The sequence below is a fragment of the Achromobacter denitrificans NBRC 15125 genome, assembly GCF_001571365.1.
Classification (GTDB): Bacteria; Pseudomonadota; Gammaproteobacteria; order Burkholderiales; family Burkholderiaceae_B; genus Achromobacter; species Achromobacter denitrificans.
In genome coordinates this window covers 104,234-128,754 of record NZ_BCTQ01000009.1, presented here as the reverse complement: position 1 = coordinate 128,754, position 24,521 = coordinate 104,234, and the positions used below count along the sequence as shown (strand labels likewise).

At 68.5% G+C, this 24,521-nt stretch carries 22 protein-coding genes; 15 read left to right on the top strand and 7 right to left on the bottom strand.

Features of this window, described 5'->3' with window-relative positions:
* Positions 1–2 precede the first annotated feature (2 nt).
* The 3 genes from ADE01S_RS10170 to ADE01S_RS10160 all read left to right on the top strand — a co-directional run bounded on the left by ADE01S_RS10170 (position 3) and on the right by ADE01S_RS10160 (position 2,992).
* Positions 3–1,076, top strand: coding sequence for an extracellular solute-binding protein (locus tag ADE01S_RS10170; RefSeq protein ID WP_062681570.1), 1,074 nt, complete (start codon positions 3–5; stop codon positions 1,074–1,076).
* Positions 1,077–1,143: 67 nt separating this feature from the next.
* The gene (locus ADE01S_RS10165; RefSeq protein ID WP_062681569.1) at positions 1,144–2,079 is read left to right on the top strand and encodes a 2-hydroxyacid dehydrogenase; all 936 of its coding nucleotides are present in this window, start codon (positions 1,144–1,146) and stop codon (positions 2,077–2,079) included.
* Between the two features lie 79 nt (positions 2,080–2,158).
* Positions 2,159–2,992, top strand: coding sequence for an AraC family transcriptional regulator (locus ADE01S_RS10160; RefSeq protein WP_062681568.1), 834 nt, complete (start codon positions 2,159–2,161; stop codon positions 2,990–2,992).
* Between the two features lie 8 nt (positions 2,993–3,000).
* Here the strand turns inward: ADE01S_RS10160 and ADE01S_RS10155 are convergent, their stop codons facing one another.
* Positions 3,001–3,897 carry a LysR family transcriptional regulator gene (locus ADE01S_RS10155; protein WP_228468367.1) on the bottom strand — a complete coding sequence of 299 codons (897 nt, stop codon included), beginning with the start codon at positions 3,895–3,897 and terminating at the stop codon, positions 3,001–3,003.
* Between the two features lie 195 nt (positions 3,898–4,092).
* Here ADE01S_RS10155 and ADE01S_RS10150 point away from each other — a divergent pair, with 195 nt between their 5' ends.
* The 3 genes from ADE01S_RS10150 (at position 4,093) to ADE01S_RS10140 (ending at position 8,942) form a co-directional block, all read left to right on the top strand.
* Positions 4,093–5,073, top strand: coding sequence for a Bug family tripartite tricarboxylate transporter substrate binding protein (locus ADE01S_RS10150; RefSeq protein ID WP_062681567.1), 981 nt, complete (start codon positions 4,093–4,095; stop codon positions 5,071–5,073).
* Positions 5,074–5,155: 82 nt separating this feature from the next.
* Positions 5,156–7,213 (top strand): hydantoinase/oxoprolinase family protein, encoded by a 2,058-nt coding sequence (locus tag ADE01S_RS10145; RefSeq protein ID WP_062681566.1) that lies wholly within the window; start codon positions 5,156–5,158, stop codon positions 7,211–7,213.
* Positions 7,206–8,942 (top strand): hydantoinase B/oxoprolinase family protein, encoded by a 1,737-nt coding sequence (locus ADE01S_RS10140; protein WP_062681565.1) that lies wholly within the window; start codon positions 7,206–7,208, stop codon positions 8,940–8,942. Before ADE01S_RS10145 ends, ADE01S_RS10140 begins: the two co-directional genes overlap by 8 nt.
* Here ADE01S_RS10140 and ADE01S_RS10135 read toward each other — a convergent pair.
* Positions 8,929–9,732: a GntR family transcriptional regulator gene (locus ADE01S_RS10135; protein WP_062681564.1), complete on the bottom strand. Its 804-nt coding sequence runs from the start codon at positions 9,730–9,732 to the stop codon at positions 8,929–8,931. The two genes, ADE01S_RS10140 and ADE01S_RS10135, sit on opposite strands and share 14 nt — an antisense overlap.
* Positions 9,733–9,972: 240 nt before the next feature.
* On the opposite strand from ADE01S_RS10135, the gene ADE01S_RS10130 reads away from it, so the two are divergent.
* Genes ADE01S_RS10130 through ADE01S_RS10090 form a run of 9 tightly spaced genes read left to right on the top strand, consistent with a single transcriptional unit; the run spans position 9,973 to position 18,217 of the window.
* Positions 9,973–11,001: an ABC transporter substrate-binding protein gene (locus ADE01S_RS10130; RefSeq protein WP_062681563.1), complete on the top strand. Its 1,029-nt coding sequence runs from the start codon at positions 9,973–9,975 to the stop codon at positions 10,999–11,001.
* A 48-nt stretch (positions 11,002–11,049) separates the two neighbouring features.
* Positions 11,050–12,102 (top strand): ABC transporter ATP-binding protein, encoded by a 1,053-nt coding sequence (locus tag ADE01S_RS10125; protein WP_062681562.1) that lies wholly within the window; start codon positions 11,050–11,052, stop codon positions 12,100–12,102.
* Positions 12,099–12,965, top strand: coding sequence for an ABC transporter permease (locus ADE01S_RS10120; RefSeq protein ID WP_062681561.1), 867 nt, complete (start codon positions 12,099–12,101; stop codon positions 12,963–12,965). Before ADE01S_RS10125 ends, ADE01S_RS10120 begins: the two co-directional genes overlap by 4 nt.
* A 1-nt stretch (position 12,966) precedes the next feature.
* Positions 12,967–13,767, top strand: coding sequence for an ABC transporter permease (locus tag ADE01S_RS10115; protein ID WP_062681560.1), 801 nt, complete (start codon positions 12,967–12,969; stop codon positions 13,765–13,767).
* The gene (locus ADE01S_RS10110; protein WP_062681559.1) at positions 13,767–14,924 is read left to right on the top strand and encodes an NAD(P)/FAD-dependent oxidoreductase; all 1,158 of its coding nucleotides are present in this window, start codon (positions 13,767–13,769) and stop codon (positions 14,922–14,924) included. The genes ADE01S_RS10115 and ADE01S_RS10110 overlap by 1 nt, the downstream gene beginning before the upstream one ends.
* A complete protein-coding gene (locus ADE01S_RS10105) occupies positions 14,908–15,216 on the top strand; it encodes a (2Fe-2S)-binding protein (protein WP_062681558.1) in 309 nt (102 codons plus the stop codon). The genes ADE01S_RS10110 and ADE01S_RS10105 overlap by 17 nt, the downstream gene beginning before the upstream one ends.
* Positions 15,213–16,655 (top strand): FAD/NAD(P)-dependent oxidoreductase, encoded by a 1,443-nt coding sequence (locus ADE01S_RS10100; RefSeq protein ID WP_062681557.1) that lies wholly within the window; start codon positions 15,213–15,215, stop codon positions 16,653–16,655. The genes ADE01S_RS10105 and ADE01S_RS10100 overlap by 4 nt, the downstream gene beginning before the upstream one ends.
* A gap of 15 nt (positions 16,656–16,670) precedes the next feature.
* On the top strand, positions 16,671–17,834 hold the full coding sequence (locus ADE01S_RS10095; RefSeq protein WP_062681556.1) for an NAD(P)/FAD-dependent oxidoreductase: 1,164 nt from the start codon (positions 16,671–16,673) through the stop codon (positions 17,832–17,834).
* Complete coding sequence (locus ADE01S_RS10090; protein ID WP_062681555.1) at positions 17,831–18,217, top strand: RidA family protein; 387 nt, start codon at positions 17,831–17,833, stop codon at positions 18,215–18,217. Before ADE01S_RS10095 ends, ADE01S_RS10090 begins: the two co-directional genes overlap by 4 nt.
* Here ADE01S_RS10090 and ADE01S_RS10085 read toward each other — a convergent pair.
* The 5 genes from ADE01S_RS10085 to ADE01S_RS10065 all read right to left on the bottom strand — a co-directional run bounded on the left by ADE01S_RS10085 (position 18,192) and on the right by ADE01S_RS10065 (position 24,268).
* The gene (locus ADE01S_RS10085) at positions 18,192–19,472 is read right to left on the bottom strand and encodes an amidohydrolase family protein (protein ID WP_062681554.1); all 1,281 of its coding nucleotides are present in this window, start codon (positions 19,470–19,472) and stop codon (positions 18,192–18,194) included. The genes ADE01S_RS10090 and ADE01S_RS10085 overlap by 26 nt on opposite strands.
* A 168-nt stretch (positions 19,473–19,640) precedes the next feature.
* Complete coding sequence (locus ADE01S_RS10080; protein ID WP_062681553.1) at positions 19,641–20,591, bottom strand: ABC transporter permease; 951 nt, start codon at positions 20,589–20,591, stop codon at positions 19,641–19,643.
* 10 nt (positions 20,592–20,601) lie between these two features.
* Positions 20,602–21,675 carry an ABC transporter permease gene (locus tag ADE01S_RS10075; protein WP_062681552.1) on the bottom strand — a complete coding sequence of 358 codons (1,074 nt, stop codon included), beginning with the start codon at positions 21,673–21,675 and terminating at the stop codon, positions 20,602–20,604.
* A 38-nt stretch (positions 21,676–21,713) separates the two neighbouring features.
* A complete protein-coding gene (locus ADE01S_RS10070; protein ID WP_062681551.1) occupies positions 21,714–23,243 on the bottom strand; it encodes an ABC transporter ATP-binding protein in 1,530 nt (509 codons plus the stop codon).
* Complete coding sequence (locus ADE01S_RS10065; RefSeq protein ID WP_062681550.1) at positions 23,240–24,268, bottom strand: BMP family protein; 1,029 nt, start codon at positions 24,266–24,268, stop codon at positions 23,240–23,242. The genes ADE01S_RS10070 and ADE01S_RS10065 overlap by 4 nt, the downstream gene beginning before the upstream one ends.
* Between the last annotated feature and the right edge of the window lie 253 nt (positions 24,269–24,521).

Here is a 24,521-nt window from a genome sequence, read left to right as displayed (position 1 = left end):
CCATGACGGACAAGAAACAGGGCGCCGCGTGCCGGCGGGCCACGGGGAGGCGGTTGCTGGCGGCGGCGATTGCCGCGCTGCTGTCGACGGGCGCCCTGGCGCAGCAGAAGACGCTGTACGTCGGCATGAACGGCGGCGACATGGAACGGGCGTTCGCGCAGCACGTGTTTCCGGAATTCGAACGCGCCAACGACGTGAAGATCGTCGTCATGCCGGGCACGTCGACCGACGTGCTGGCCCGGGCTCAGGCGCGCAAGGATGCGCCCGAGATGCACCTCATGTTCCTGGACGATGGCGTCATGGCGCGCGCGATCTCCATGGGCCTGTGCGAACCGCTCAACGAGGATCCGGTGCTCAAGGAGCTGTATCCCACCGCGCTGATGAAGGGCCGCATGGCCGCCGGCATCGACGTCGGGATGACGGGCCTGGGCTACAACACCCGCGTATTCGCCGACCGCGGCTGGGCTGCGCCCGCGTCCTGGATGGACCTGGCCGATCCGAAGTACCGGGGCAAGGTCGTGTTCCAGTCGGCCTCGGGCAGCACCTTCGGCCTGCACGCCTTCCTGATGTTCAACCGCATCCAGGGGGGCGACGACCGGAATTTCGAGCCGGGCTTCAGGCAGTGGCCGGCCTCCGTCGGCCCCAACGTGCGGGAATACATTCCCAACTCGGAGCCGCTGGCGAACATGATCCAGTCCGACGAGGCCGCGCTCTTCCCGCTGACGCCGACCGCCATCGCCCGCCTGAAACGGCGCGGCATCCCGGTGGAGTACGCGCATCCCAAGGAAGGCGCGGTGATCCTGATGGTGGGGGAATGCGTCGTCGCCAGGAACAGCGAGCCGGAACTGTCGCAGAAGCTGGCGCTGTACCTGTTGTCGGCCCAGGCCCAGGCCAAGGCGCTGGAGTGGGCGGGGAACTTCCCGTCCAACAAGAACGTGCAGGCGCCCGCCGACAACGCCGAAGCGCTCAAGCGCTTCCAAGGCTATATGGCGAACGCTAAGATCCTGGACTGGGACCAGATCAATGCGGCGCGGCCGGCGTTCAACGCCCGCTGGAACCGCATGATTTCGCGTTGAACCCGACGCGCGCCGCCCCGCCTGTGGATAAACCGCGGGCGCGCGCCGCGCTCTCCTAAGGACCAAGATGCGGCTCATCATCAATTCCGGCGGCCCCCAGGCCATCGACGACTGGCGCTCGAATTTCCAGGCCTGCGCGCCCGGGCTGGAGGTGGTGGGCTGGCACGAACCGGTCGACCCGGCCAGCATCGACTACGCCCTGGTCTGGGAGCCCGATCCCGGCCGGCTGGCCACCTTCCCGAACCTGAAACTGATCATCAGCGCCGGCGCCGGCGTCGACCATATCCTGGCCGACCCGCAGTGGCCGCGCCACGTGCCCATCGCCCGCATGATGACCGATCGCACCCGGACGGAAATGGCCGAATTCGTGCTCACGTCGGCGTTGATGCTGACCCGCGACATCAAGCGGGCTGTGGATAACCAGGCGCGCCGCCACTGGGAGTATTTCGATTCGGTGCGCGTCGCCGCCGACCTGCGCGTGGGCGTCATGGGACTGGGCCTGCTGGGCGTGGCCTCGGCGCAGCTGCTGTCGCGCGTGGGCTTCCAGGTCAGCGGCTGGTCGCGCGGGGCCAGCCGGCTGGAAGGCCTGCCGACCTACGCCGGCCAGGAGCAGTTCGGCGCGTTCCTGGCGGCGACGGACATCCTCGTCTGCCTGCTGCCCGCCACCGACGCCACGCGCGGCATCCTGAACGCCGCGACGCTCGCGGGGCTGCCGCGCGGCGCGTGTCTGATCAACGCGGGGCGCGGCTCGCACATGGTGGAGGCGGATGTCGTCGCGGCCCTGGACAGCGGCCAGTTGAGCCAGGCCGTGCTGGACGTGTTCGACGACGAACCGCTGCCGCCGGAATCCGCGCTGTGGTCGCACCCCGGCATCATCGTCACGCCGCATTGCGCCGCCATTCCGGACCGCAAGGAGCGCGCGCGCCACACGGCCTTCCTGATCGCCGCCAACGAGCGCGGCGATGCCTTGCCCAACGTCTACGACGCGCGGCGCGGCTACTGACGCCAGCGCGTCGCGGCCCGCGAGGAAACCGCAAAATCTGCAAACGGCCCTTCGCTACATTGCCCTCCAAGGAGCTCGCATGAAGCCAGGAACCCTGACCCAATACGCCCGGCGCCTGGATCCCGTCCTGCGCTGGCTGGCAAGCCATCCCGACGCCGATCCCGACCTGTATCTGCTGGCGGACCTGGCTTGCCTGTCGCCCTACCACTTCCATCGGGTCTATCGGGCCATGATGGGGGAAACGGTGAACGCGACGGTGCAGCGCATCCGCATGCATCGCGCGGCGGCGGCGCTGGCGGGGTCGCAGGCTTCATTGCGAGAGGTGGCGCAGCGTGCCGGCTACGAGTCGGACGCGGCGTTCAACCGGGCATTCGGCGCGGCCTTCGGCATTCCGCCGGGGCGCTATCGCGCCGCCCGCTCCCGTCCCTTCGATCCTCAGGAGCTCGGCATGTATCCCATCAGCATCGAGAATTTCCCCGGCGTCATTCTGGCCGCCCTGCCTCACCGCGGCAGCTACCTGGACATCGGGCCCGTGTTCGACCGCGTCTTCATGCTGGCGGGCAGCCGTGGCCTGGCCACGCGCGAGACCTGCGGCTATGGCGTGTATTTCGACGATCCGGAACAGGTGCCCGTCAAGGACCTGCGCTCGCTGGCCGGAGTGTCGATCCCGCCCGACGCGGTGCCGGGCGACGGGCTGGAGCGCTTCGAGATCCCCGAGGGCCGCTGCGCCGTGCTGGCCTATACGGGCCCGTACAGCGAAATGGGCAAGGCCTACAACTGGATGTTCTCGGAATGGCTGCCGGGCAGCGGCATGGTGCCTGCCGACTTCCCGATGTTCGAGCAATACATGAACGATCCGCGCAGCACGCCGCCCGCGCAGCTGCTGACCCGCATCCATCTGCCGCTGAAGTAGGCGCGCATCTAGCCGAGCACGCCGGCCAGGTACTGCCGCAGCCAGGCGTGCGCGGGATCGTCCTGGTAGCGCTCGTGCCAGTAGAGCGACACGGCGATGGGCGGCAGCGTCAGCGGCACCTTCTGCGTGACGATGCGGGCGCTGCCGGCCATGGCGCGGGCGATACTGACGGGCATGGTCGCGATCAGGTCCGACCCCTCCACGATGAACGGGCACACCAGGTAGCTGGACAGCGTGGCCACGATCTTGCGGCTGCGGTTGTGGCCCATGAGGATGCGGTCGATCGCGGTGCTGAAGTAGCGCGTGTGCGCGGCCAGGTCCAGGTGCCCGTAGCTCAGGTAGGCGTCCAGGTTCCAGCGCTTGCGCAGACAGGGATGTCCTTCGCGCACGATGCATACCGCGGGCTCCTGGTACAGGAAGCGCGTGCGCAAGTCCGGCGCGGGATCGGGAAAGTAGCCCGCGATCAATTCCACGTGGTTCGTATCCAGCATGCTCAGGCCGTGCTGCGGCCGCGCGGGCACGATCTGCAACTGGAAATGCGGCGCGTCCACGGCCAGCCGGGGAATCAGCTTGGGCAGCAGGGTGTACTGCACGTAGTCGGTGGCGTAGAACGACAGCGTGCGCGATGAGTGCGCCGGATCGAACGCTTCGCGCGTGCGCGTGGCGCGGTGCCAGCTCTCCAGCAGGGGCTTGAAGTTCTGGTGCAGTTCCAGCGCCCGCAGGGTGGGTTGCCAGGCGCCGCCCTCGCGCACCAGCAAGGGGTCGCCGAACAATTGGCGCAGCCGGTTCATGGCCGCGCTCATCGCGGGCTGGCTGATGTCGAGCAGTTCCGCCGCGCGCGACACGTTGCGGCAGGCCATCAGCGCATCGAAATGCTGAAGCAGGTTCAGGTCCGGATTCTTCACGGGCACGCCCTTATAAATGGCATTTATACAAATATAAACCTGCAGGACTGCTGCCATCGAATCCGCAGGCCTAGCATGGCCTTGTTGTTGCAGCGAACGAGGGCCGGGCGGGGCATTGCCCCAGACGCCGTGCCCAACGCCGGACACGCATGATCCGGCCTTGAGGAAGTTCTATCAACAAGGGGAAACCAAGCCATGAACGAAGGGCTATTACGCAGTTGCTGTCGTATTGCCGCCGGGGCCGCGCTATTCGCGGCGGCCGGCTCGGCCAGCGCCGCCTGGCCGGACAAAGTGATCCGCATCGTGGTGCCGTTCGCCGCGGGCGGGTCTACCGACCTGATCGCGCGCAAGGTGGCGGAAGGACTGGGCCAGCGCCTGTCCGCCAACGTTATCGTGGAGAACCGGCCGGGCGCCGGCGGCACCGTGGGCACGGAATACGTGGCGCGCCAGCCGGCCGACGGCTACACCATCCTGATGGGATCGGTCAGCACGCACGGCAGCGCGCCCTGCGTCTATTCCAAGCTGCCCTACGACGCCGTCAAGGACTTCACGCCGCTGACCGTCGTGGCCACGATTCCCAACGTGATGTCGGTGAACAAGTCGGTGCCCGCCGACAACCTGAAGGACTTCGTGGCCCTCTTGAAAAAGGAGCCGGAGAAATACTCCTTCGCCTCCAATGGCCAGGGCACGTCCAACCACCTTGCCGCGGAGCTGTTCAAGACCACGGCGGGCGTGTCCATCGTGCACGTGCCCTACCGCGGATCCGGCCCGGCCCTGATCGACCTGGTGGGCGGGCAGATCAACATGATGATGGATGTGGTGATGACGTCCTACCCCTACATCAAGGACGGCAAGATCAAGGCGCTGGCGGTGACCTCGCCGCAACGCTCGGCGATGCTGCCGGACGTGCCCACCGTGGCGGAAGCCGGCTATCCCGGCTACGAGGCCATGGTGTGGTTCGGCATGCTGGCGCCCGCCAACATGCCCGAGCCGCTGCGGCAGAAGCTCACCGACGGCCTGGTGCAGACCTTGCACGCGCCCGCCATGAAGACTTACCTGGAGCAGCAGGGCGCGCAGGTGTCCGATGTATCGGGGCCGGCGTTCGGCACCATGATCAAGGACGAAATCAGCAAGTGGTGCAAGGTGGTCAAGCAGGCCGGCATCCAGCTGGACTGATCCCCTCTTTTCCCTCTTTCGCGCATTTTTTTCCGCGAGGCCGGGCCTGGCGGCCCGGCAAGACTTTATCTGGAACGAGAACATGTATCGCATAGGGATAGACGTCGGCGGCACGTTTACCGACTTCACGATGATCGACGAGGACGCCGGCGCGGTGCACTTCCACAAGGTGCCCTCCACGCCGCACGATCCTTCGGAGGCCATCGCCACCGGCATCGGCCAGATGCTCGCGGAGCGCGGCATCTCGCCCGCCCAGGTGTCGCACGTGGGCCATGGCACGACGGTGGCCACCAATCTCATCATCGAGCGCAAGGGCGCGCGGGTCGGGCTGATCACCACGCGGGGGTTTCGCGACGTGCTGGAAATCGGCCGCCAGACGCGCCCGCACCTGTACGACTACGGCGTGGGCAAGCCGCCGGTGGCCGTGCCGCGCGAGTTCCGCGCCGAAGTCGATGAACGCGTGAATGCGGCGGGCGAGGTGCTGACGCCGCTTGCCGAAGACCAGGTGCGGCAGGCGGCGGTCCGGTACGCGCAGGCCGGCATCGAGGCGGTGACCATCTGCTTCCTGCATGCCTACCGCAATCCGGCGCACGAACGCCGCGCGGCGCAGATCGTGGCCGAGGTCATGCCGGATGCCTACATCAGCATGTCGTCCGACGTGCTGCCCGAGTTCCGCGAGTACGAGCGCCTGTCCACCACGGTGCTGAACGCGGCGGTCGGACCGAAGATGGCGCGCTACCTGGAGCGGTTCCTGCAGCGCGTGCGCGACCTGGATATTCGCCACGAGCCGCACACCATCCATTCCAACGGCGGCCTGATGTCGATCGCCACGGTGCGCCAGTATCCCGTGCGCACCTGCCTGTCCGGCCCGGCCGCCGGCGTGGTGGGCGCCGCGGCGGTGGGGCGCGCCATCGGCAGCCCGGACCTCGTGACCTTCGACGTGGGCGGCACCAGCACGGACGTATCGCTGGTGTGCGACGGACGTCCGTTATTCACCTCGCATCGTCACGTCGCGGGCTATCCCGTCAAGACGCCGATGGTGGATATCCACGTGATCGGCGCGGGGGGCGGCAGCATCGCGTGGTTGGACGATGCCGGCGGCCTGAAGGTGGGGCCGCACAGCGCGGGCGCGGTGCCGGGCCCGGTGGGCTACGGGCGCGGCGGCCAGGAGCCAACCATCACCGATGCCGAGATCGCGCTGCAACGGCTCAATCCGGTGGCCCTGCTGAACGGCCGCATGCCGGTGCATGCCGAGGCGGCTCGCCAGGTCATCGAGCAGCGCGTGGCCGAGCCGCTCGGGCTGGGCATGGAGGCGGCGGCCGAAGGCATCCTGCGCATCGCGGCGGCCAACATGAGCCGGGCCATCCGCGCCGTATCGACCGAACGCGGCTACGACCTCTCGCGCTTCGCCTTGTACGCCTACGGCGGCGCGGGGCCGCTGCACGCGGTGGAGGTGGCCGAGGAATGCGGCATTCCCATCGTCATCGTGCCGCAGGAACCCGGAACCATGTGCGCGCGCGGCATCCTGCTCAGCGATATCTCCTTCGACTTCGTGCGCAGCGAAATCTCGCTTGCCAGCAGCGAGGCCTGGGGCGCGATCTCCGCCCTCTTCGAGGAACTGCGCGCGCAGGCGCAGGCCTGGCTGGCCGAAGAGCGGGTGGACCCGGCCCTGCGCGTCTGCCACAGCGCGATCGACGCGCGCTACGAAGGCCAGAACTTCGAAGTGCGGGTCGCGCTGGACGATACCGGGCCCGGCGGCTATGCCGAGTTCGCGCGGCGCTTCGCCGAGGCGCACGAGCGCGAGTACGGCTACGTCGTGGACGACCGCAAGGTACAGATCATCAATTGCCGCATGCAGGCGGTGGGCCAGGTGGTGAAGGCGCCGCTGGCGCCGCGCCACGTGGGCGGCGCGCTGGAGGACGCCAGGCTGGGCGAGCGCAAGACCTATTTCGGCGCCGGCCACGGCTGGCTGGATACGCCGGTGTACGACCGCGACCGCGTGCCCACGGGCGCGCGCTTCACCGGCCCCGCGCTGCTGGAGGAAATGAGCTCCACCACCGTCGTGGGCGTGGGGCACGACGCGAGCGTGGACGAATACGGCAACCTGATCATCCGCCTGCAGGGAGGCACGCATGAATGAATCCAACAATCCCGGCGCCGCGGTGGCGCTGGCGGATCCCATCGGCATGGAGGTGTTCTGCAACCGCCTCCTGTCGATCACCGAGGACATGAACAACACGCTGGTGCGCGCATCGTTCTCGACCAACATCAAGGAACGCAAGGACTGCTCGGTCGCGCTGTTCGACGCGCAAGGCAGGCTGGTCGCGCAGGGCACGCAGATCCCCTTGCACCTGGGTTCGCTGGATGGCGCCATGGGCGCGATCCTGCGCGCCTATCCGCTGGACCAGATCCGCGAGGGCGACGTATTCATCTGCAACGATCCCTACCTGGCCGACGGCAGCCACCTGCCCGATATCAACATCGTCACGCCGGTCTTCTGGGATGGCGTGCTGCGCTTTTTCGCGGCCAATATCGCGCACCATTCCGACGTGGGCGGCGCGGTGCCGGGATCCATCGCCGGCGGCCTGAAGTCCATTTTCGAGGAAGGCATCCGCATACCGGCCTGCCGTATCGCGAAGCACGGCGACACGGACGAGGACATGCTGCGCCTGATCTGCGCCAATACCCGCGATCCGGAAGAGCGCGTGCTGGACCTGCGCGTGCAGATGGCCACCAACCGCCGCGGCGCCGCCGCCGTGCAGGGCCTGATCCGCCAGATGGGGCTGGACGCGGTGCTGCGTTCGGTGGACGACGTGATCGCCTATACGCGCCGCCGCCTGCTCAACCGGATCGCGGAGCTGCAGCAGGGCAGCTACACCTTCCGCAGCGACCTGGACGACGACGGCATGGGCGGAGATCCCGTGCCCATCCAGGTAACGCTGACGGTCGGCCCGGATACGCTGCACTTCGATTTCGAAGGGTCGGGCAAGCAGGCGCGCGGCGCGATGAACCTGCCGTTCAACGCCTTGCGAGCCTGCGTGTACTACGCCGTGAAGGCCCTGCTGGATCCGGACCTCGCGCCTAACGCGGGCCTGTTCGATCCCATTTCGCTGTCGGCGCCGGTGGGCACCATTACCAATCCCGAGCATCCGGCGGCGGTGGGCGCGCGCTCGATCACGGCGCAGAAAGTCGCCGGCGCGATCTTCGGCGCCTTCCGCGGCCTGCTGCCGCCGGAGAAGATCATGGCGTCCAGCAACGATTGCTGCCCGGCAATCGTATTCTCGGGCCGCTGGCGCGAACGCGCCGGCCATTTCGTGTACCTGGAAACGCTGGGCGGCGGCGCGGGGGCGCGGCTGGACACCGACGGCATGGACGCGGTGCACGTGCACATGACCAATACGTCGAACCTGCCGGTGGAGGCGCTGGAAAACGAATACCCGCTGCTGATGGACGAGTACGCGCTGATCCAGGATTCGGGCGGCGTGGGCCGCACGCGCGGCGGCATGGCGATCGCCAAGCAGATCCGCGCGGTGGGGCCGGGCATCGTGTTCTCGGCGCGTTCGGACAGCCACACGGTGGGCGTGGCGGCGGGCGTGGACGGCGGCGGCGATGGACGGCGCGCGCGGCTGATCCGCAATTTCGGCACGCCGCGTGAAGAAGAGCTGTTTTCCAAGACCGCGAATATCGCGCTGGAGCCGGGCGATAGCGTCCGCATCGAAACCCCGGGCGGCGGCGGCTACGGCGCGCCCGCGGCGCGACCGCAGGCGCGCATCGAGCAGGACCTGGCGGACGGCAAGATCAGCGCGCAGGCGGCGCGCGCCGCCTACGGGGATCGCGCCGGCCCGGCGGAGCCCCTCACCCCACGTTGAGCGTCATGGAGTACTTCATCTTGTCGTGGGGAAACGTGGTGATGGTGGCCAGCAGCAGCACGCCGCCATCGCCGTAATAGCGGCGCGTGATGACGAACCCCGGCGTCCTGGGTTCGACCCGGAGTTGCTTCGCCATCGTCGCGCCGATGGGCGTGGCCGAGAACTCCTGGTTGACCTCGGTGATGCGTTCGCCGAAATGGTCTTCGATCAGGCGCAGCAGGGAAATGCGCGATTTGACCTCGACGCGCACGTCGGAGCGCGCGGGATCGGTGTAGATCAGCGTGCAGGCGGCGGGCGTGTCCCGGTCGTCCAGCGTCTTGATGGAGTTGATATGCAACCAGGACAGACCGGCTTCGCAGCCCAGCGTTTCGGCCAGCCGTTTGCCGAGCCTGATGGTGCGCACGTCCTGCACCAGCAGCGCGGCGTTGCGCGCGTACTGCAGCAGGTCGGGGAACTGCGAGATGCGCTGCGTGAAGCGCGTGCGGGCGCTCGCGGCTTCCACCCGCGTTCCCACGCCGGGACGGCGCGACACCATGCCGGCCACCGTCAGCATGCGGATGGCTTCGCGGATGGTGTGGCGGCTGGCGTCGAAGAGGTCGCAGAGTTCGTGCTCGGTGGGCAGCAGCGTCATCACGGGATAGCGGCCCGAGCGGATGTCCTGCGAAAGCGTCTGAAAAATGCTCTTGTAGCGGGGGCCGTCGGAGTCGCCGCCGGGCGCCGGGGATTCCGGCTTGCCGCGGGCTTGCCGCGCTCCGCCGGGAGCGGCTGCGCGCTCGGAGGATCGGGTCATGGGGAAGGCTCCTTGGATGGTCTTAGGGGTTTCTCCGGACAATAACCGATTGACAAGGCCATTCTCTCGGATTCATTATTTGTCCGGACATTCATGTACGGACAAATTGTACGGCGGACATGAAGTCCAGGAACACGGGAAGCGCAATTTTTTTGCATGCCTCGCGGCCTTGCGGCCCTCCCGCGTTCCTGGCGGCATCCGGCAGTTCTTGCAGTTTTCTTCCTATATTCGGGGGTTCTCATGGGCAAGGTACTTGCAGTGCTCGCGGCGGCAACGGTGGCCGTCGGACTCGGCGGCAACGCGGCGGCGCAGAAGCTGGTGGTCGCGGGATATGGCGGTTCGTTCGAAGACATCATGCGCAAGGACATCTTCCCGCCCTTCGCCAAGCAACATGGCGTCGAGCTGGATTACGTGGCTGGCAATTCCACCAACACGGTGGCGCGCCTGCAGGCGCAGAAAAGCAATCAGCAGATCGACGTGGCCATCATCGACGACGGCCCCATGTACCAGGCCATCGCGCTGGGCTTCTGCGAACCCATCAAGGGGCTGCCGGCCGACGATATCTACGGCACGGCCCGCTACAAGGACGACAAGGCGGTCGCCATCGGCATCGTGGCCACCGGCATCATGTACAACAAGAAGGTCTTCGACGAGAAGAAGTGGGCGCCGCCCGCGTCCTGGAAGGACCTGAAGGATCCCAAGTACAAGAAGCAGCTGGTGGTGCCGCCGCTGAACAACACCTACGGGCTGCACGCGCTGGTGGAGTATGCGCGCGAAGGCGGCGGCGGCGAGAAGAAGATCGATCCCGGCTTCGTCACCTTCAAGAACGAGGTCGGCCCCAACGTGCTGGTCTATGAGCCTTCTCCGGGCAAGATGACCGAGCTCTTCTCCAGCGGCCAGGCGGTGATCTCGGTCTGGGGCAGCGGCCGCGCCAAGGCATTCGCCGATACCGGATTCCCGGTGGGCTTCGTGTATCCCCAGGAAGGCGCCTACGCCCTGTTGTCGTCGGTGTGTCCGGTCGCCAAGCCCAATGCCAACCCGGCCGCCCAGGCCTTCGTGCAATACCTGGTCTCTCCCGAGGTGCAGGAGAAGCTGGCGTCGGCCTATGGCTACGGGCCGGTGAACAAGAAGGCCAAGGTCACGGACGATCCCCGCGTGCCGCTGCCTATCGGCAAGCGCGCCGCCGACCTGATCGTGATCGATTGGGACACGGTCAACCAGAACCGGGATGACTGGAACAAGCGCTGGACGCGGGAAATCGAGCGCTGACGCCAGGACGGAAACGGGCGGCGCGGCGCGCCGCCCAGGGGAGCATCCATGACCTACCTAGTTTTGAATCGCCTGAGCAAGCGCTATGGCGACACGGCCGCCGTGCAGGACCTGAGCCTGTCCGTGAACCGCGGCGAATTCATTTCGCTGCTGGGGCCGTCCGGCTGCGGCAAGACGACCACGCTGCAGATGATCGCCGGTTTCGTGGAGCCTTCGGGCGGCAGCATCGTGCTGGACGGCAGGGACGTCAGCAAGGTGCCGGCCAACAAGCGCGGCCTGGGCATGGTGTTCCAGAACTATGCCCTGTTCCCGCACATGACCGCGGCCGAGAACGTGTCTTTCGGGCTGGAAATGCAGCGGGTCAGGAAGGACGAACGCGTGGCGCGGGTGGCCGACGCCCTCAAGCTGGTGGGCCTGGCGCACCTGGCCGACCGCCATCCCGCGCGCATGTCCGGCGGACAGCAGCAGCGCGTGGCGCTGGCGCGGGCGTTGGTCATCCGGCCCAGCGTGCTGCTGCTGGACGAACCGCTGTCCAACCTGGACGCCAAGCTGCGCGAGGAAATGCAGTTGGAATTGCGCAGCATCCAGCGCACGGTGGGCACCACCACCATCCTGGTGACGCACGACCAGTCCGAAGCGCTGGCGCTGTCGGACCGCATCGTGGTGATGAACCAGGGGCGCGTGGAGCAGGTGGCGGAGCCCTTCCAGGCCTATGAAGGGCCGGCCAGCCAGTTCGTGGGCGGCTTCCTGGGCAAGGCCAACGTGTTCACGCCGCAGGCCGAGCAGTACGCCGGCGAAACGCGCGCGCGCATCGGCGAGGCGCACGTCTCGATGGACGGCGCGCCCGTGCCCCAGGGCGCGGTGATCGTGCGCCCCGAGAAGATCCTGTTCTCCGAGCCGGCCGCCTGTGCCCTGCCCGGCCGCATGAAAACCCGCGTGTTCCAGGGTAATCACTGGCTGTGCCAGGTCGAGACCTCGGTGGGCGAAGTAATGGTGATCCGCCAGAACGACGGCGTGCCCGTGCCCGCCGAAGGCGAGACGGTGCACCTGCGCTGGCGCGCCCAGGACATGTGCGTGGTGGCGCCGGGGCGGCCGTCATGAGCGCGCGCGTCAATCCCTGGGTGCTGAGCACGCCGGCGCTGGCGGTGTATGCCACCTTCCTGGTGGTGCCGATGGCGCTGGTGTTCCTGATCAGCTTCTTCGACTTCCAGTTCTACGGCGGCATGCAAGCCACGTTCACGTGGAAGAACTACATCGAAATCTTCTCCGACGGCTACTACTACGAGATCTACGCCCGCACCTTCGGCGTCGCGGCCGTCGTGACGGTGGCCTGTCTGGTGCTGGGCACGGCGGAGGCCTACGTGCTGTCGCGCATGGCCAATCCGTGGAAGGGGCTGTTCCTGATGGTGGTGCTGGGGCCGCTGCTGATCTCGGTCGTGGTGCGCACGCTGGGCTGGGCGCTGTTGTTCGGCTCCACCGGGCTGATCAACAAGGCGCTGATGGGCATCGGGCTCATCTCGGCGCCGGTGGACCTGATGTACAGCAACCTGGGCGTGGCCATCGCGCTCACGCACGTGCTGGTGCCCTTCATGGTGATATCGGTGTGGGCCTCGCTGCAGCGGATCAACCCGTCCACGGAAGCGGCCGCGCTGTCCTTGGGCGCCACGCAGTTCACGGTGATCCGCCGCGTCGTCATCCCCCAAGTCATGCCCGGCATCCTGTCGGGCGCGATCATGGTGTTCGCGATGGCGGCCAGCTCCTTCGCCACGCCGGCCATCATCGGCGGGCGCCGCCTGAAGAACGTGGCCACCGCCGCCTACGACGAGTTCCTGAACACCCTGAACTGGCCGCTGGGCGCGGCGCTGGCGGTGGTGCTGCTGCTGGCGACGGTCGTGGTGCTGCTGTCGGCCAACCGGATCATCGAGCGCAAGTACGGCGCGGTCTTCAACCAGGCGGGAGGCTGACATGCCATTCAAGAACGGTCCGATCGGCCTGCTGTTCCACACGCTGTTCATTCTCTTCATCCTCGCGCCCATCGTCATGGTCTGCGCGGTGGCGTTCACCTCGGAAGGATTCATCTCCCTGCCTTCGGGCGGCCTGTCGCTGCGCTGGTTCCGCGCCATCCTGGACAACCCGCGCTTCGTCGAGGCCTTCTGGTTCAGCCTGGGCCTGGGCACGCTGTCGGCCAGCCTGGCGATTGTGCTGGCCGTGCCCAGCGCGCTGGCGCTGGCCCGCAACCGCTTCCGCGGCCGCGAGGCGCTGGTGGCCTTCTTCCTTTCGCCGCTGATGATTCCGCACGTGGTGCTGGGCCTGGCCTTCCTGAAGTTCTTCACGACGGTGGATCTGGCGGGCACATACGTGGGCCTGGTGGTGGCGCACGTGATCCTGATCATGCCCTACGCGCTGCGCCTGGTGCTGGCATCGGCCACGGGCATCGATCCGGCGCTGGAGCGCGCCGCGCAATCGCTGGGCGCGTCCAACTGGACCGCGTTCCGTCGAGTGGTGCTGCCGTTGTTGTTGCCCGGCGTGGTCAGCGGCTGGGTGATCGCGTTCATCACCAGCTTCGATGAGCTCACCATGTCCATCTTCATCGCATCGCCGTCCACGACCACGCTGCCGGTGCGGATCTTCCTGCATATCGAAGACACGATCGATCCGCTGGTGACTGCTGTGTCGGCCGTGCTGATCTACGTGACGATCATCGCCATATTCATCCTGGACCGCGTGGTCGGCCTGGAAAAGCTGTTTGTAGGAAAGGGACGCTAATGACGGACGAGAAACAACTGGCGCCGCGCGCGCCCGCGCATCGCGGGATCTACGACGCGGCGGTGATCGGCGGCGGACTGGTCGGGTCGGCCATCGCCTATGGCTTGCGGCGCGAGCTGGACCACGTGGCCGTGCTGGACGAAGGCGACGTGGCCTACCGGGCCTCGCGCGGCAACTTCGGGCTGGTCTGGGTGCAGAGCAAAGGCATGGGGTTGCCGCGCTACGGCGTCTGGACCATGATCTCGGCCACGGGGTGGTCGCGCCTGGCCGCGGCGCTGCTCGACGAGACCGGCGTGGACGTGCACCTGGAGCAGCGCGGCGGTCTGCATGCGCTGTTGAGCGAGGCCGAAGTGGAGGCCCGGGTCAAATTCATGCAGACCCTGCTGGCGCAGCCGGGCATGTCGCAATACGAATGGAAGCTGCTCGACCGGGCGGAGGTCGCCGACCTGGTGCCGGGCATCGGCCCCGACGTGCGCGGCGCGACCTGGACGCCGGTGGACGGCATCGCCAATCCACTCAAGCTGCTGCGCGCGCTGCACACGAGTTTTGCACAGCGGGTTGTGGATTACCTGCCGCGCCGTCCGGCGCAGCGCGTCCGCCAACGCGACGGCGTGTTCGAGATCGACACGCCGGCCGGCACGGTGCGCGCGCGCAAGATCGTGCTGGCCTCGGGGCTGTCGAACAAGGAGCTGGGCGCGCAGGTGGGCCTGGACGTGCCGGTGCGCCCGCAGCGCGGCCAGATCGTGGTGCTGGAACGCACGCGCCGCATGCTCGAAACGCCGTTGTCCACGCTGCGCCAGACCGACGAAGGCACCTGGCTGATCGGCGATTCGCAGGAAGAGGCGGGCTACGCGGACAACCAGGTGGGCCTGCCCATCCTGGGCACGCTGGCCGACCGCGCCGTGCGCACCCTGCCCGCGCTGCGCGAGGTGCGGGTGGTGCGCAGCTGGGCGGCGCTGCGCGTGATGTCCAAGGACGGCTTTCCCATCTATCAGCAATCCGAAACGTGCCCGGGGGCCTTCGTCGCCACCTGTCATAGCGGCGTGACGCTGGCCGCCGCGCACGCGCTCAATCTGGCGCCCATGATCGCCGCCGGCTCGCTGGCCGACGACATGGCGCCCTTCTCGACCCGGAGGTTCCATGTTCAAGAGGCTTGACGAGGCGCAACGCCAGGCGCAGGGCGCGCCGGTGCGCGTAACGGTCAACGGGGCCGAGCTGTTGTGCCGCCAGGGCGACAGCGTGGCCGCGGCGCTGTTCGCCGGCGGCGTGCAGGCGTGCCGCGACACGGCGGTCAACGAAGTGCCGCGGGGGCCCTATTGCATGATGGGCGTGTGCTACGACTGCCTGGTCACCATCGACGGCCAGGCGAACCAGCAGGGCTGCATGACGGCCGTGCGCGAAGGCATGAAGATCGAGCGCCAGCTGGGCGCGCGCAAGGTGCAGGCATGATCGATACGACGCAATGCGATTTGCTGGTGGTGGGCGCGGGCCCGGCAGGATTGGCGGCAGCGACGCTGGCCGCGAAGCTGGGCGTGGATACCGTGCTGCTGGACGAACAGCCGGCGCCGGGCGGCCAGATCTATCGGGCCATCACGACCACGCCCGTGACCGACCGCGCCATCCTGGGCGAAGATTACTGGCATGGCGCCTCGCTGGTGGGGCCCTTCCAGCAGTCCGGCGCGCGCTACGTGCCGGGCGCCACGGTGTGGGCGGTGGCCGAGCGCACCGCGCCCCAACCGGAAAACGGCTTCGAGGTGGCCTACTCGGTGGCGGGCGAGGCGCGCATCGTGCATGCGCGCCGGCTGCTGCTGGCCACGGGCGCACAGGAACGCCCCTTTCCCATTCCCGGCTGGACGCTGCCCGGCGTCATCACGGCCGGCGCCGCGCAGATTCTGCTGAAGTCGGCGGGCGTGGTGCCCGCCGACCGCACGGTGCTGGCGGGCAGCGGCCCGCTGCTGTACCTGGTGGCCTGGCAGTACCTGAACGCTGGGGTGAAGATCGACGCCCTGCTCGAAACCACGCCGCCGGGACGCATGAGCCAGGCGCTGCCCAAGGTCTGGGGCTTCCTGCGTTCGCCGTACCTGGGCAAGGGCCTGAAGCTGCTGCGCGCGGTCAAGGCTGCGGTGCCCATCACGCGCGGCGTGACGGCGCTGGAGGCATTGGGCGACGGCAAACTGCAAAGCGTGCGCTATACGGCGGATGGCGTCAGCAAAACGTTGCCCGCGGACCAGCTGATGCTGCACCAGGGCGTGGTGCCCAACGTGAACCTGTCGCGCGCCGTGGGCGCGGAGCACCGCTGGAACGACGCGCTGGACTGTTGGGAGCCGCAGGTCGACGAGTGGGGCCTGACCTCGGTCGAGGGCATCGGCATGGCGGGCGACGGCGCGGGCATCGCCGGCGCGCTGGCGGCAGAGCATCGCGGCCGGCTGGCCGCCTTGCAGGCCGCCCACCTGCTGGGCCGCATCGATGCCGCCAAGCGCGATGGCGAGGCTGCTGCGCCGCGCGCGGCGTTGGCGCGGGCCGTTCGCGGCCGCGAGTTTTTCGACGCGCTCTACAAGACGCCCGACGCGTTCCGGCGCCCCACCGGCGACACTATCGTCTGTCGTTGCGAGGAAGTCACCGCGGCGCAGGTGCGCGACACCGTCAAGCTGGGATGCAGCGGACCCAACCAGATGAAGGCGTTCCTGCGCTGCGGCATGGGACCCTGCCAGGGCCGGTTCTGCGGGCTGACCGTGTCGGAGATCATCGCCGAGGAGCGCGGCGTGCCGACGCAGGAGGTGGGCTATTACCGCCTGCGGTTCCCGACCAAGCCGCTGACGCTGGGCGAACTCGCCTCGCTGCCGCAGACGGACGATTCGAGGCAGGCCGTCGTCCGGCTGAAAAAGTAAACCGAAGGAGTAGACATGACCGGTGCCACGCGGTCGGCGGAAGTCATCATCATCGGCGGCGGGCTGCACGGCAGCTCGGCGGCGCTGCATCTGGCGCGCGCGGGCATGCAGCCGCTGGTGATCGAGAAGAACTACGTGGGCCGGCACGCCTCCGGCGTGAACGCGGGCGGCGTGCGCACCCTGTCGAGGCACCTGGCCGAGGTGCCGCTGGCGCTGGCCTCGCGCGAGCTCTGGTATCGCATCGGCGAGCTGGTGGACGATGATTGCGGCTTCGAGCAGCACGGCCAGGTGCGCGTGGCGGAGAACGCCGAGGACGCGGCCCTGCTGCGCGCCCGCCTGCAAACCATGACGGACCATGGCTATACCCACGAGCAGTGGATAAGTCCCGAGGATCTGCGGGCGCTGATTCCGGCGCTGGCGCCCACGGTGCAAGGCGGGCTGATCGCGCGCGAGGATGCCGCCGCGGATCCCTACCGCACGACGCTGGCTTTCCGCATGAAGGCGGCCAGCCTGGGGGCCCGCTTCCTGGAAGGCGTGCGCGTGAATGCGGTGGCGCGCCGCGACGGCCAATGGCGCGTGGAGACGGACGCGGGCGTGTACACCGCGCCGCGGGTGCTGAACTGCGCCGGCGCCTGGGCCGACCGCATCGCCGCGGCCTGGGGCGAGCCGGTGCCGTTGACCGCCATCAGCCCCATGATGCTGGTGACCCTGCGCATGGACCATTTCCTCGATCCGGTGGTGCTGGGCACGGGCCGCGCCCTGTCGTTCAAGCAGCGCGCCAACGGAACCGTCCTGATCGGCGGCGGGCGGCGCGCCTGGGTGGACCGCGACGCGGAATGGACCGAACTGGATTTCCGCTCGCTGGCCGAAGGCGCGCGCACGGTCTGCGACCTGTTCCCGCACATGCGCGACGCGGTCGTGAACCGAGGCTGGGCGGGCATCGAGGCGGCCATGCCGGACGAGATACCCGTGATCGGCCGCAGCAGCCGCCACGAGACCGCCTTCCATGCCTTTGGATTCTCGGCCCACGGCTTCGAGCTGGGGCCCATCGTCGGCCGCATCATGGCCGACCTGATCACCACCGGCGCGACGGACCTGCCGATCGCGCCATTCCGGATTGAACGTTTCACGGACGCCGCGCCGGCGTCCGATCCATCCCTGAAGGAGCAAAAAGAATGACTGATATCGTGCGCAAGGATTCCAACCAGCGCCTCAGCCGCATCGTCATCCACGGCGATACGGTGTACGTGGCGGGCGTGACCTCGGCGGCGGAGGGAGGCATCGCCGCGCAGACCCGCGACGCGCTGGCCAAGATAGACGGCTATCTGGCGCAGGCGGGCACGGACAAATCGCGCCTGCTTTCGGTGCAGATCTGGCTCAAGGACATCGACCGCGACTTCGCCGGCATGAATGCCGTGTGGGCCGAGTGGGCGCTGCCCCAGGCGATGCCCACCCGCGCCACCTGCGAGGCCAAGCTGGCCGCGCCGGAGCTGCTGGTGGAAATCATCGTGACGGCGGCGCGCCGGCCGGCGTTCGTCAGCGGGCCGGTGTCTGAAAGCTGACCTGGCCGGGGCGTCCGGGCAGGTTCAGGGTGGCGGTGGCGGGCGGCGTGGTCGCGATCACGTTGCCGCCGCGCATCACCATCAGGCGGGTGGCGCGCAGGCGCAGCGCCTCGACGGGATCGCGCGCTTGCAGCAGCACCAGGTCGGCGCGCTTGCCGACGGCCAGCCCGGTTTCGTCCAGGCCCAGGATCAGCGCGGGCGTGGCGGTCACCGCCGCGAAACAGGCGCGCATGGCGTCCTGGCCCGTCATCTGGGCGACGTGCAGGCCCATGTGCGCCACTTCCAGCATGTCGCCCGAACCCAGGCTGTACCACGGGTCCATCACGCAATCGTGGCCGAAGGCCACCGGCACGCCGGCGGCCAGCAGTTCCGGCACGCGCGTCATGCCGCGGCGCTTCGGATACGTATCGTGGCGGCCCTGCAGCGTGATGTTGATCAGCGGGTTGGCGATCGCCGCCACGCCGGCTTCGCGCATCAGCGGGATCAGCTTGGAGACGTAGTAGTTGTCCATGGAATGCATGGACGTCAGGTGCGACCCCGTCACGCGTCCGTGCAGGCCCAGGCGTTGCGTGTGGTAGGCCAGCGTCTCGATGTGGCGCGATAGCGGATCGTCGCTTTCGTCGCAGTGCATATCCACGCGCAGGCCGCGTTCGGCGGCCAGTTCGCACAGGATGCGCACGGATTCGGCCCCGTCCTGCATGGTGCGTTCGAAATGGGGAATGCCGCCCACCACGTCCACGCCCATGTCCAGCGCCCGCTTCAGGTTGTCCAGCGCGCCCGGCGCGCGTAACACGCCATCCTGAGGGAAGGCCACCAGTTGCAGGTCCAGATAGGGTTTGACCTTTTCGCGCACGTGCAGCAGCGCTTCCACGGCCAGCAGGCGCGGATCGCACACGTCGACGTGCGAGCGGATGGCCAGCAGGCCGCGGGCCACCGCCCAGTCGCAATACGCCAGCGCGCGCTCGACCAGCGCCTCCTGGGTCAGCAAGGGCTTGAGCTCGCCCCACAGCGCAATGCCTTCCAGCAGCGTGCCCGACTGGTTCACCCGGGGCAGGCCGAAGGACAGCGTGGAATCCATGTGGAAGTGCGCGTCCACGAAGGGCGGCGACACCAGTTGGCCGCCCGCGTCCACCGTCTGCGCGGCCTCGGCCTTCAGCGCCGGCTCCAACGCCACGATGCGGCCATTGGCGATGCCGATGTCGATGTTCTGGCGGCCGTCCGGCAGCGAACAGTTTCTAAGGATCAGGTCGAGCATGGAATTCCTTGCTGGAAGTTTCTGTTGTTCATCGTACTGCGCCCTTCCCTCGCCGCCTCAAGCCGGCGTCGCCCCATCCGGGTCGCACGGAGCCGGCTTTGCCGGTCCGTAGCGACGCCCCCTTGAGGGGGAAGCGCGCAGCGCTTCGGGGGTGGGCCATCCCCCCCTCTACCTTTCACCCTTGCGGTACGGCTTCATCAAAGCCTGCGGGTAGGCGGCGCGGCGCGCCATCACCACCAGGGCGAGAATGGAAAGGATGTACGGCAGCATCAGGTAGACCTGGTAGGGCAGTTCCGGCAGCCCGGGCAAGGCCGCGCCGCCCTGCTGCATGCGCAGTTGCAGCGCGTCGAAGAAGGCGAAGATCAGCGCGCCCAGCAGGGCCTTGCCGGGACGCCACGACGCGAATACCACCAGCGCCACGCAGACCCAGCCGCGGCCGTTGACCATGTTGAAGAAGAAGGCGTTGAACGCCGCCAGCGTCAGGAAGCTGCCGGCCACGCCCATCAGCGCCGAGCCGGCCACGATGGCGCCCATGCGCAGGCGCGTCACCGACAGGCCCTGGCCTTCGGCGGCGGCCGGGTTCTCGCCCACCATGCGGATCGCCAGCCCGACCGGCGTGCGGTTCAGCACCCAGGCAAGCACCGGCACGGCGGCCAGGGCAATCAGCGTCATGGGCGTCTGCCCCGCCAGCACCGGCCCGATGAGCGGAATGCCGGCGAGGAACTTCATTTCGGCGAACGGCACGATGGTGGGCGGCGTGTTCACGCTGGGGAAGGTGACGCGGTAGGCGAAGTAGCTGAGGCTGGTGGCCAGCAGGGTCACGCCCAGGCCGGACACGTGCTGCGACAGCCCCAGCGGCACGGTCAGCACCGCGTGCAGCAGGCCGAACAGGGCTCCCGCCAGGCCGGCGGCCAGCACGCCCACATAGAGCGGCGCGCCCAGGTACACCACCAGCCAGCCCGTGAAGGCGCCGGCCACCATGATGCCCTCGATGCCCAGGTTCAGCACGCCGGCCCGCTCGCACAGCAGCACGCCGACCGTGCCCAGTATCAGCGGCGTGGCCAGGCGCAGCACGGCGACCCAGAAGGCCGAGGAACTCATCAGATCCATCCATTCCATGGCGCGCTCCTCAGGCCTGGTTGCGGCGCAGGCGGTACTGCGCGAATAGCGTCGCGACCAGCATGGCGAGCAACGAAGTGGCGACGATGACGTCGGCGATGTAGTTCGGGACGGCGATGGCGCGGCTCATGCTGTCCGCGCCGACCAGCATGCCGGCCACGAAGAGGCTGGCCAGGATCACGCCCAGCGGGTGCAGCCCGGCCAGCATGGCCACCACCACGCCCGTGTAGCCGTAGCCCGGCGACATGTCCAGGGTGACGTAGCCGGTCCGGCCCGCCACCTCGATCGCGCCCGCCAGGCCGGCCAGCGCGCCGGAAAGCATGGCGGTGCCCAGCATGACGCGGTTCACGGGGAGCCCCAGGAAGCGCGAGGCGTGGGCGTTGGCGCCCACGGCGCGCATCTGGAAGCCGAACACCGTGTAGCGGTTCAGCAGCCACAGGCCCAGCGCCAGGCCGGCGGCCCACAGCAGTCCGGTATGGGCGCGCGTGCGTTCGATCAGCTTGCCCAGTTCCAGGTCGCCGTTGAGCGCCACGGATTGCGGCCAGCCCATGGCCATGGGATCTTTCATCGGGCCGTCCAGCATCATGGAGACGAACAGCAGCACGATGAAGTTGCCCAGCAGCGTCGTGACCACCTCGTCCACGCCCAGGCGCGTCTTCAGCAGCGCGGGGATGAGCAGCAGCAAGGCGCCGGCGAGCGCGGCCGCGAGCATCATGCCGGCGAACAGCGCGGGCACCGGCAGGTCGAAGCCCGTGCCGTCGTGCAGCCCGCCCACCGCGACAGCGGCCAGCGCGCCCAGGTACAGCTGGCCTTCGGCCCCGATGTTGTAGAAGCGGGCGCGGAACGCCACGGCGCAGGCCAGGCCCGTCAGCATCAGCGGCGTGGCGCGCGTGAGCGTTTCGGACAGGGCGAAGCGCGAGCCGAACGCGCCTTCGAACAGCAGTGCGTAGGTGCGGCCCACGGGCGCGCCGGCCCAGGCCACCAGCAAGGCGCAGACCGCCAGCGTGAAGAGGATGGCCGCGATGGGGGCCAAGGCCAGCGCCTTGCGGCTGGGCTCGGGGCGGCGTTCCAGGATCAGTTTCATGCGAAAGATGCTCAATAGAGGAAGACGCTGACGGACCGTCAGGCGCGAGTGCCCGTCATGGCCAGGCCCACCGTGGCGGGCGTCCAGTCGGCCACCGGTTTGACGGCGACCAGCTTGCCGCCGCACAGCACGGCGATGCGGTCGGCCAGCGCGAAGATCTCTTCCAGGTCTTCGGACACCAGCAGCACGCCGGCACCGCGCTTGCGGGCCACCAGCAACTGCTCGCGCACATAGGCGACCGCGCCGATATCCAGGCCCCAGGTGGGCTGGTCCGCCACGATGAAACGCGGCTCGCGGGCCAGCGTGCGGCCCAGGATCAGCTTCTGCATATTGCCGCCGGACAGGCTGCGCGTGCGCACGTCCAGCGAGGCGGCGCGCACGTCGAACTGCCGGGCGAGCTCGGCGGCGTAGGCCTTGCCCGCGCGCGCCCGGATCAGGCCGTAGCGCGCGAAGCGCTTGTCCTTCAGGTCTTCGACGATGGCGTTTTCCCATAGCGGGCTGTCGCCGATCATGCCTTCGCCGTGGCGGTCTTCCGGGATGCGACCGACGCGGGCGGCCGTCCAGCCGGCCGGCGTGGTGGGCGCCGCCGCGTGTTCGGGCCCCAGCCGGATCGTGCCGTCGGACGGCTGGCGCAGCCCGGTCAGCACCGAGACCAGCGCCTGCTGGCCGTTGCCGGCCACGCCCGCGATGGCGACGATTTCATGCTTGTGCACCACCAGGTCCAGGCTGTCCAGGCGCAGCGCGCCGTCGCGGCCGTCGCGCACGCTGACCTGCGACAGCGTCACCACGGGGGCGGCCTGCTCGGCCGCCGCCACCGCTTCCGCGTGCGGCATGACCACCTTGCGGCCCACCATCAGTTCCGCGAGCTCCGCGGGGCTGGTGCCGGCGGTATCGCGCTCGGCCACCAGCCTGCCCTGGCGCAGCACGGCCACGCGGCGCGACACGGCCATCACTTCGTCCAGCTTGTGGGAAATGAAGATCACGGCCAGGCCTTCGTCGACGAAGCCGCGCAGCGTGGCGAACAGGTCCTGCACCTCTTGCGGGGTGAGCACGGCCGTGGGTTCGTCCAGGATCAGCACGCGGGCGCCGCGGTACAGCGCCTTCAGGATCTCGACGCGCTGTTTCTCGCCGACGGAGAGCGTGCCTACCCGGGCGTCCGGATCGACGCCCAGGCCGAAGCGCTGCCCCAGCTCCACCAGGCGCTTGCGCGCCTTGCCGCGTCCGGAGGCCAGTTTCCACAGCGGCTCCGTGCCGACCATGATGTTGTCCAGCACGGTCAGGTTGTCCGCCAGCGTGAAATGCTGGTGCACCATGCCCACGCCGGCCGCCAGCGCGGCATCGGGCCGGCCGGCGGGCAGGGGCTTGCCGAAGACCTCGATGCCTCCGGCGTCGGCCACGTAGTGGCCGAACAGGATGGACACCAGGGTCGATTTGCCGGCGCCGTTCTCGCCCAGCAAGGCCAACACTTCGCCCTGGGCGAGCGTGAGCGAAATGTCGTCGTTGGCCGTGAGGCTGCCGAAGCGTTTGGTGATCCCCGTCAGTCGCAGGGCGAGAGGCGCTGGTTTCATCGTGCCGAGGACTTGGGTTCTTTGTCGTTGACCTTCACGGTGAAGCTGCCGTCCAGGATGGCTTTCTGCCTGGCTTCCACCTTGGCGATCAGGTCGGCGGGGATCTTGGTCGCGAACGTGCCCAGCGGCGCCAGCGACGAACCCTTGTGCTTCATCAGCGAATACTGGCCGTAGTTGTCGGCCTTGAAGGTGCCGGCCTTGACCTGCTTGAGCGCCTCGTCGATGGTCGGCTCCATGCTCCACAGGGCCGAGGCCACCACGGTCTCGGGGTACTGGGGCTGCGTGTCGATCACGTTGCCGATGGCCAGCTTGCCGCGTTCCTTGGCGGCGTCCGACACGCCGAAGCGCTCGGCGTAGAGCACGTCCGCGCCCTTGTCGATCATGGCGAAGGCGGCTTCCTTGGCCTTCGGGGGATCGAACCAGGAGCCGATGAAGGTCACGGTGAACTCGGCCTGCGGGTTCACTTCCTTGGCGCCGTCGATGAAGGCCTGCATCAGGCGGTTCACTTCGGGGATGGGGTAGCCGCCCACCAGGCCGATCTTGCCGGTCTTGCTGACGCCGGCGGCGATCATGCCGGTCAGGTAGGCGGGTTCCTGGATGTAGTTGTCGAACACCGAGAAGTTGGGCTGCTGGGGCTTGCCCGAAGATCCCATCAGGAAGGCGGTCTGCGGATAGTCCTTGGCCACCTTGCGGGCGGCGGCTTCCACCGCGAAGGCTTCGCCCACCACCAGCTTGTTGCCCTGCTCCGCGTACTGGCGCATCACGCGCTCGTAGTCGGCGTTGGTGACGTTTTCCGAGAACGTGTAGTCGATCTCGCCGCGATCGCGGGCGGCCGTCAGCGCCTTGTGGATGCGGGATACCCATTGCTGCTCGACCGGCACCGTATAGATGGCGGCGACCTTGGTCTTGGCGGGCGCCTGGGCGTGGGCGGCGCCGGAGAACAGCAGCGCGCCGGCGGCGGCGGCGGCCAGCTTGAGCAGGCCGCGGCGGGCGAGGCCGCCGGACAGGGGGAACAGGGCTTTCATGCGGGTGACTCCTACGCGGGGAGGGAAAGGGATCGGGGGTGTTGCGGGTTGCGGGCGCGCGCGCCAATGCGGTCCGGCGCGAAATGGCGGCCGCCGGCGGGCATGCCGGGGCGAGCGGTCGGAGGCGAGGACGTGGGATCGGTCATTGGACGGGAGCGCCAGGTGGCGCGTCCCATCCGAAGGGGCGGGTTCGCGGCCAGTCCGAGCGAAGCAAGTTGTATGCCATGGGGCATTCCCGCGACAAGTCGGGGAA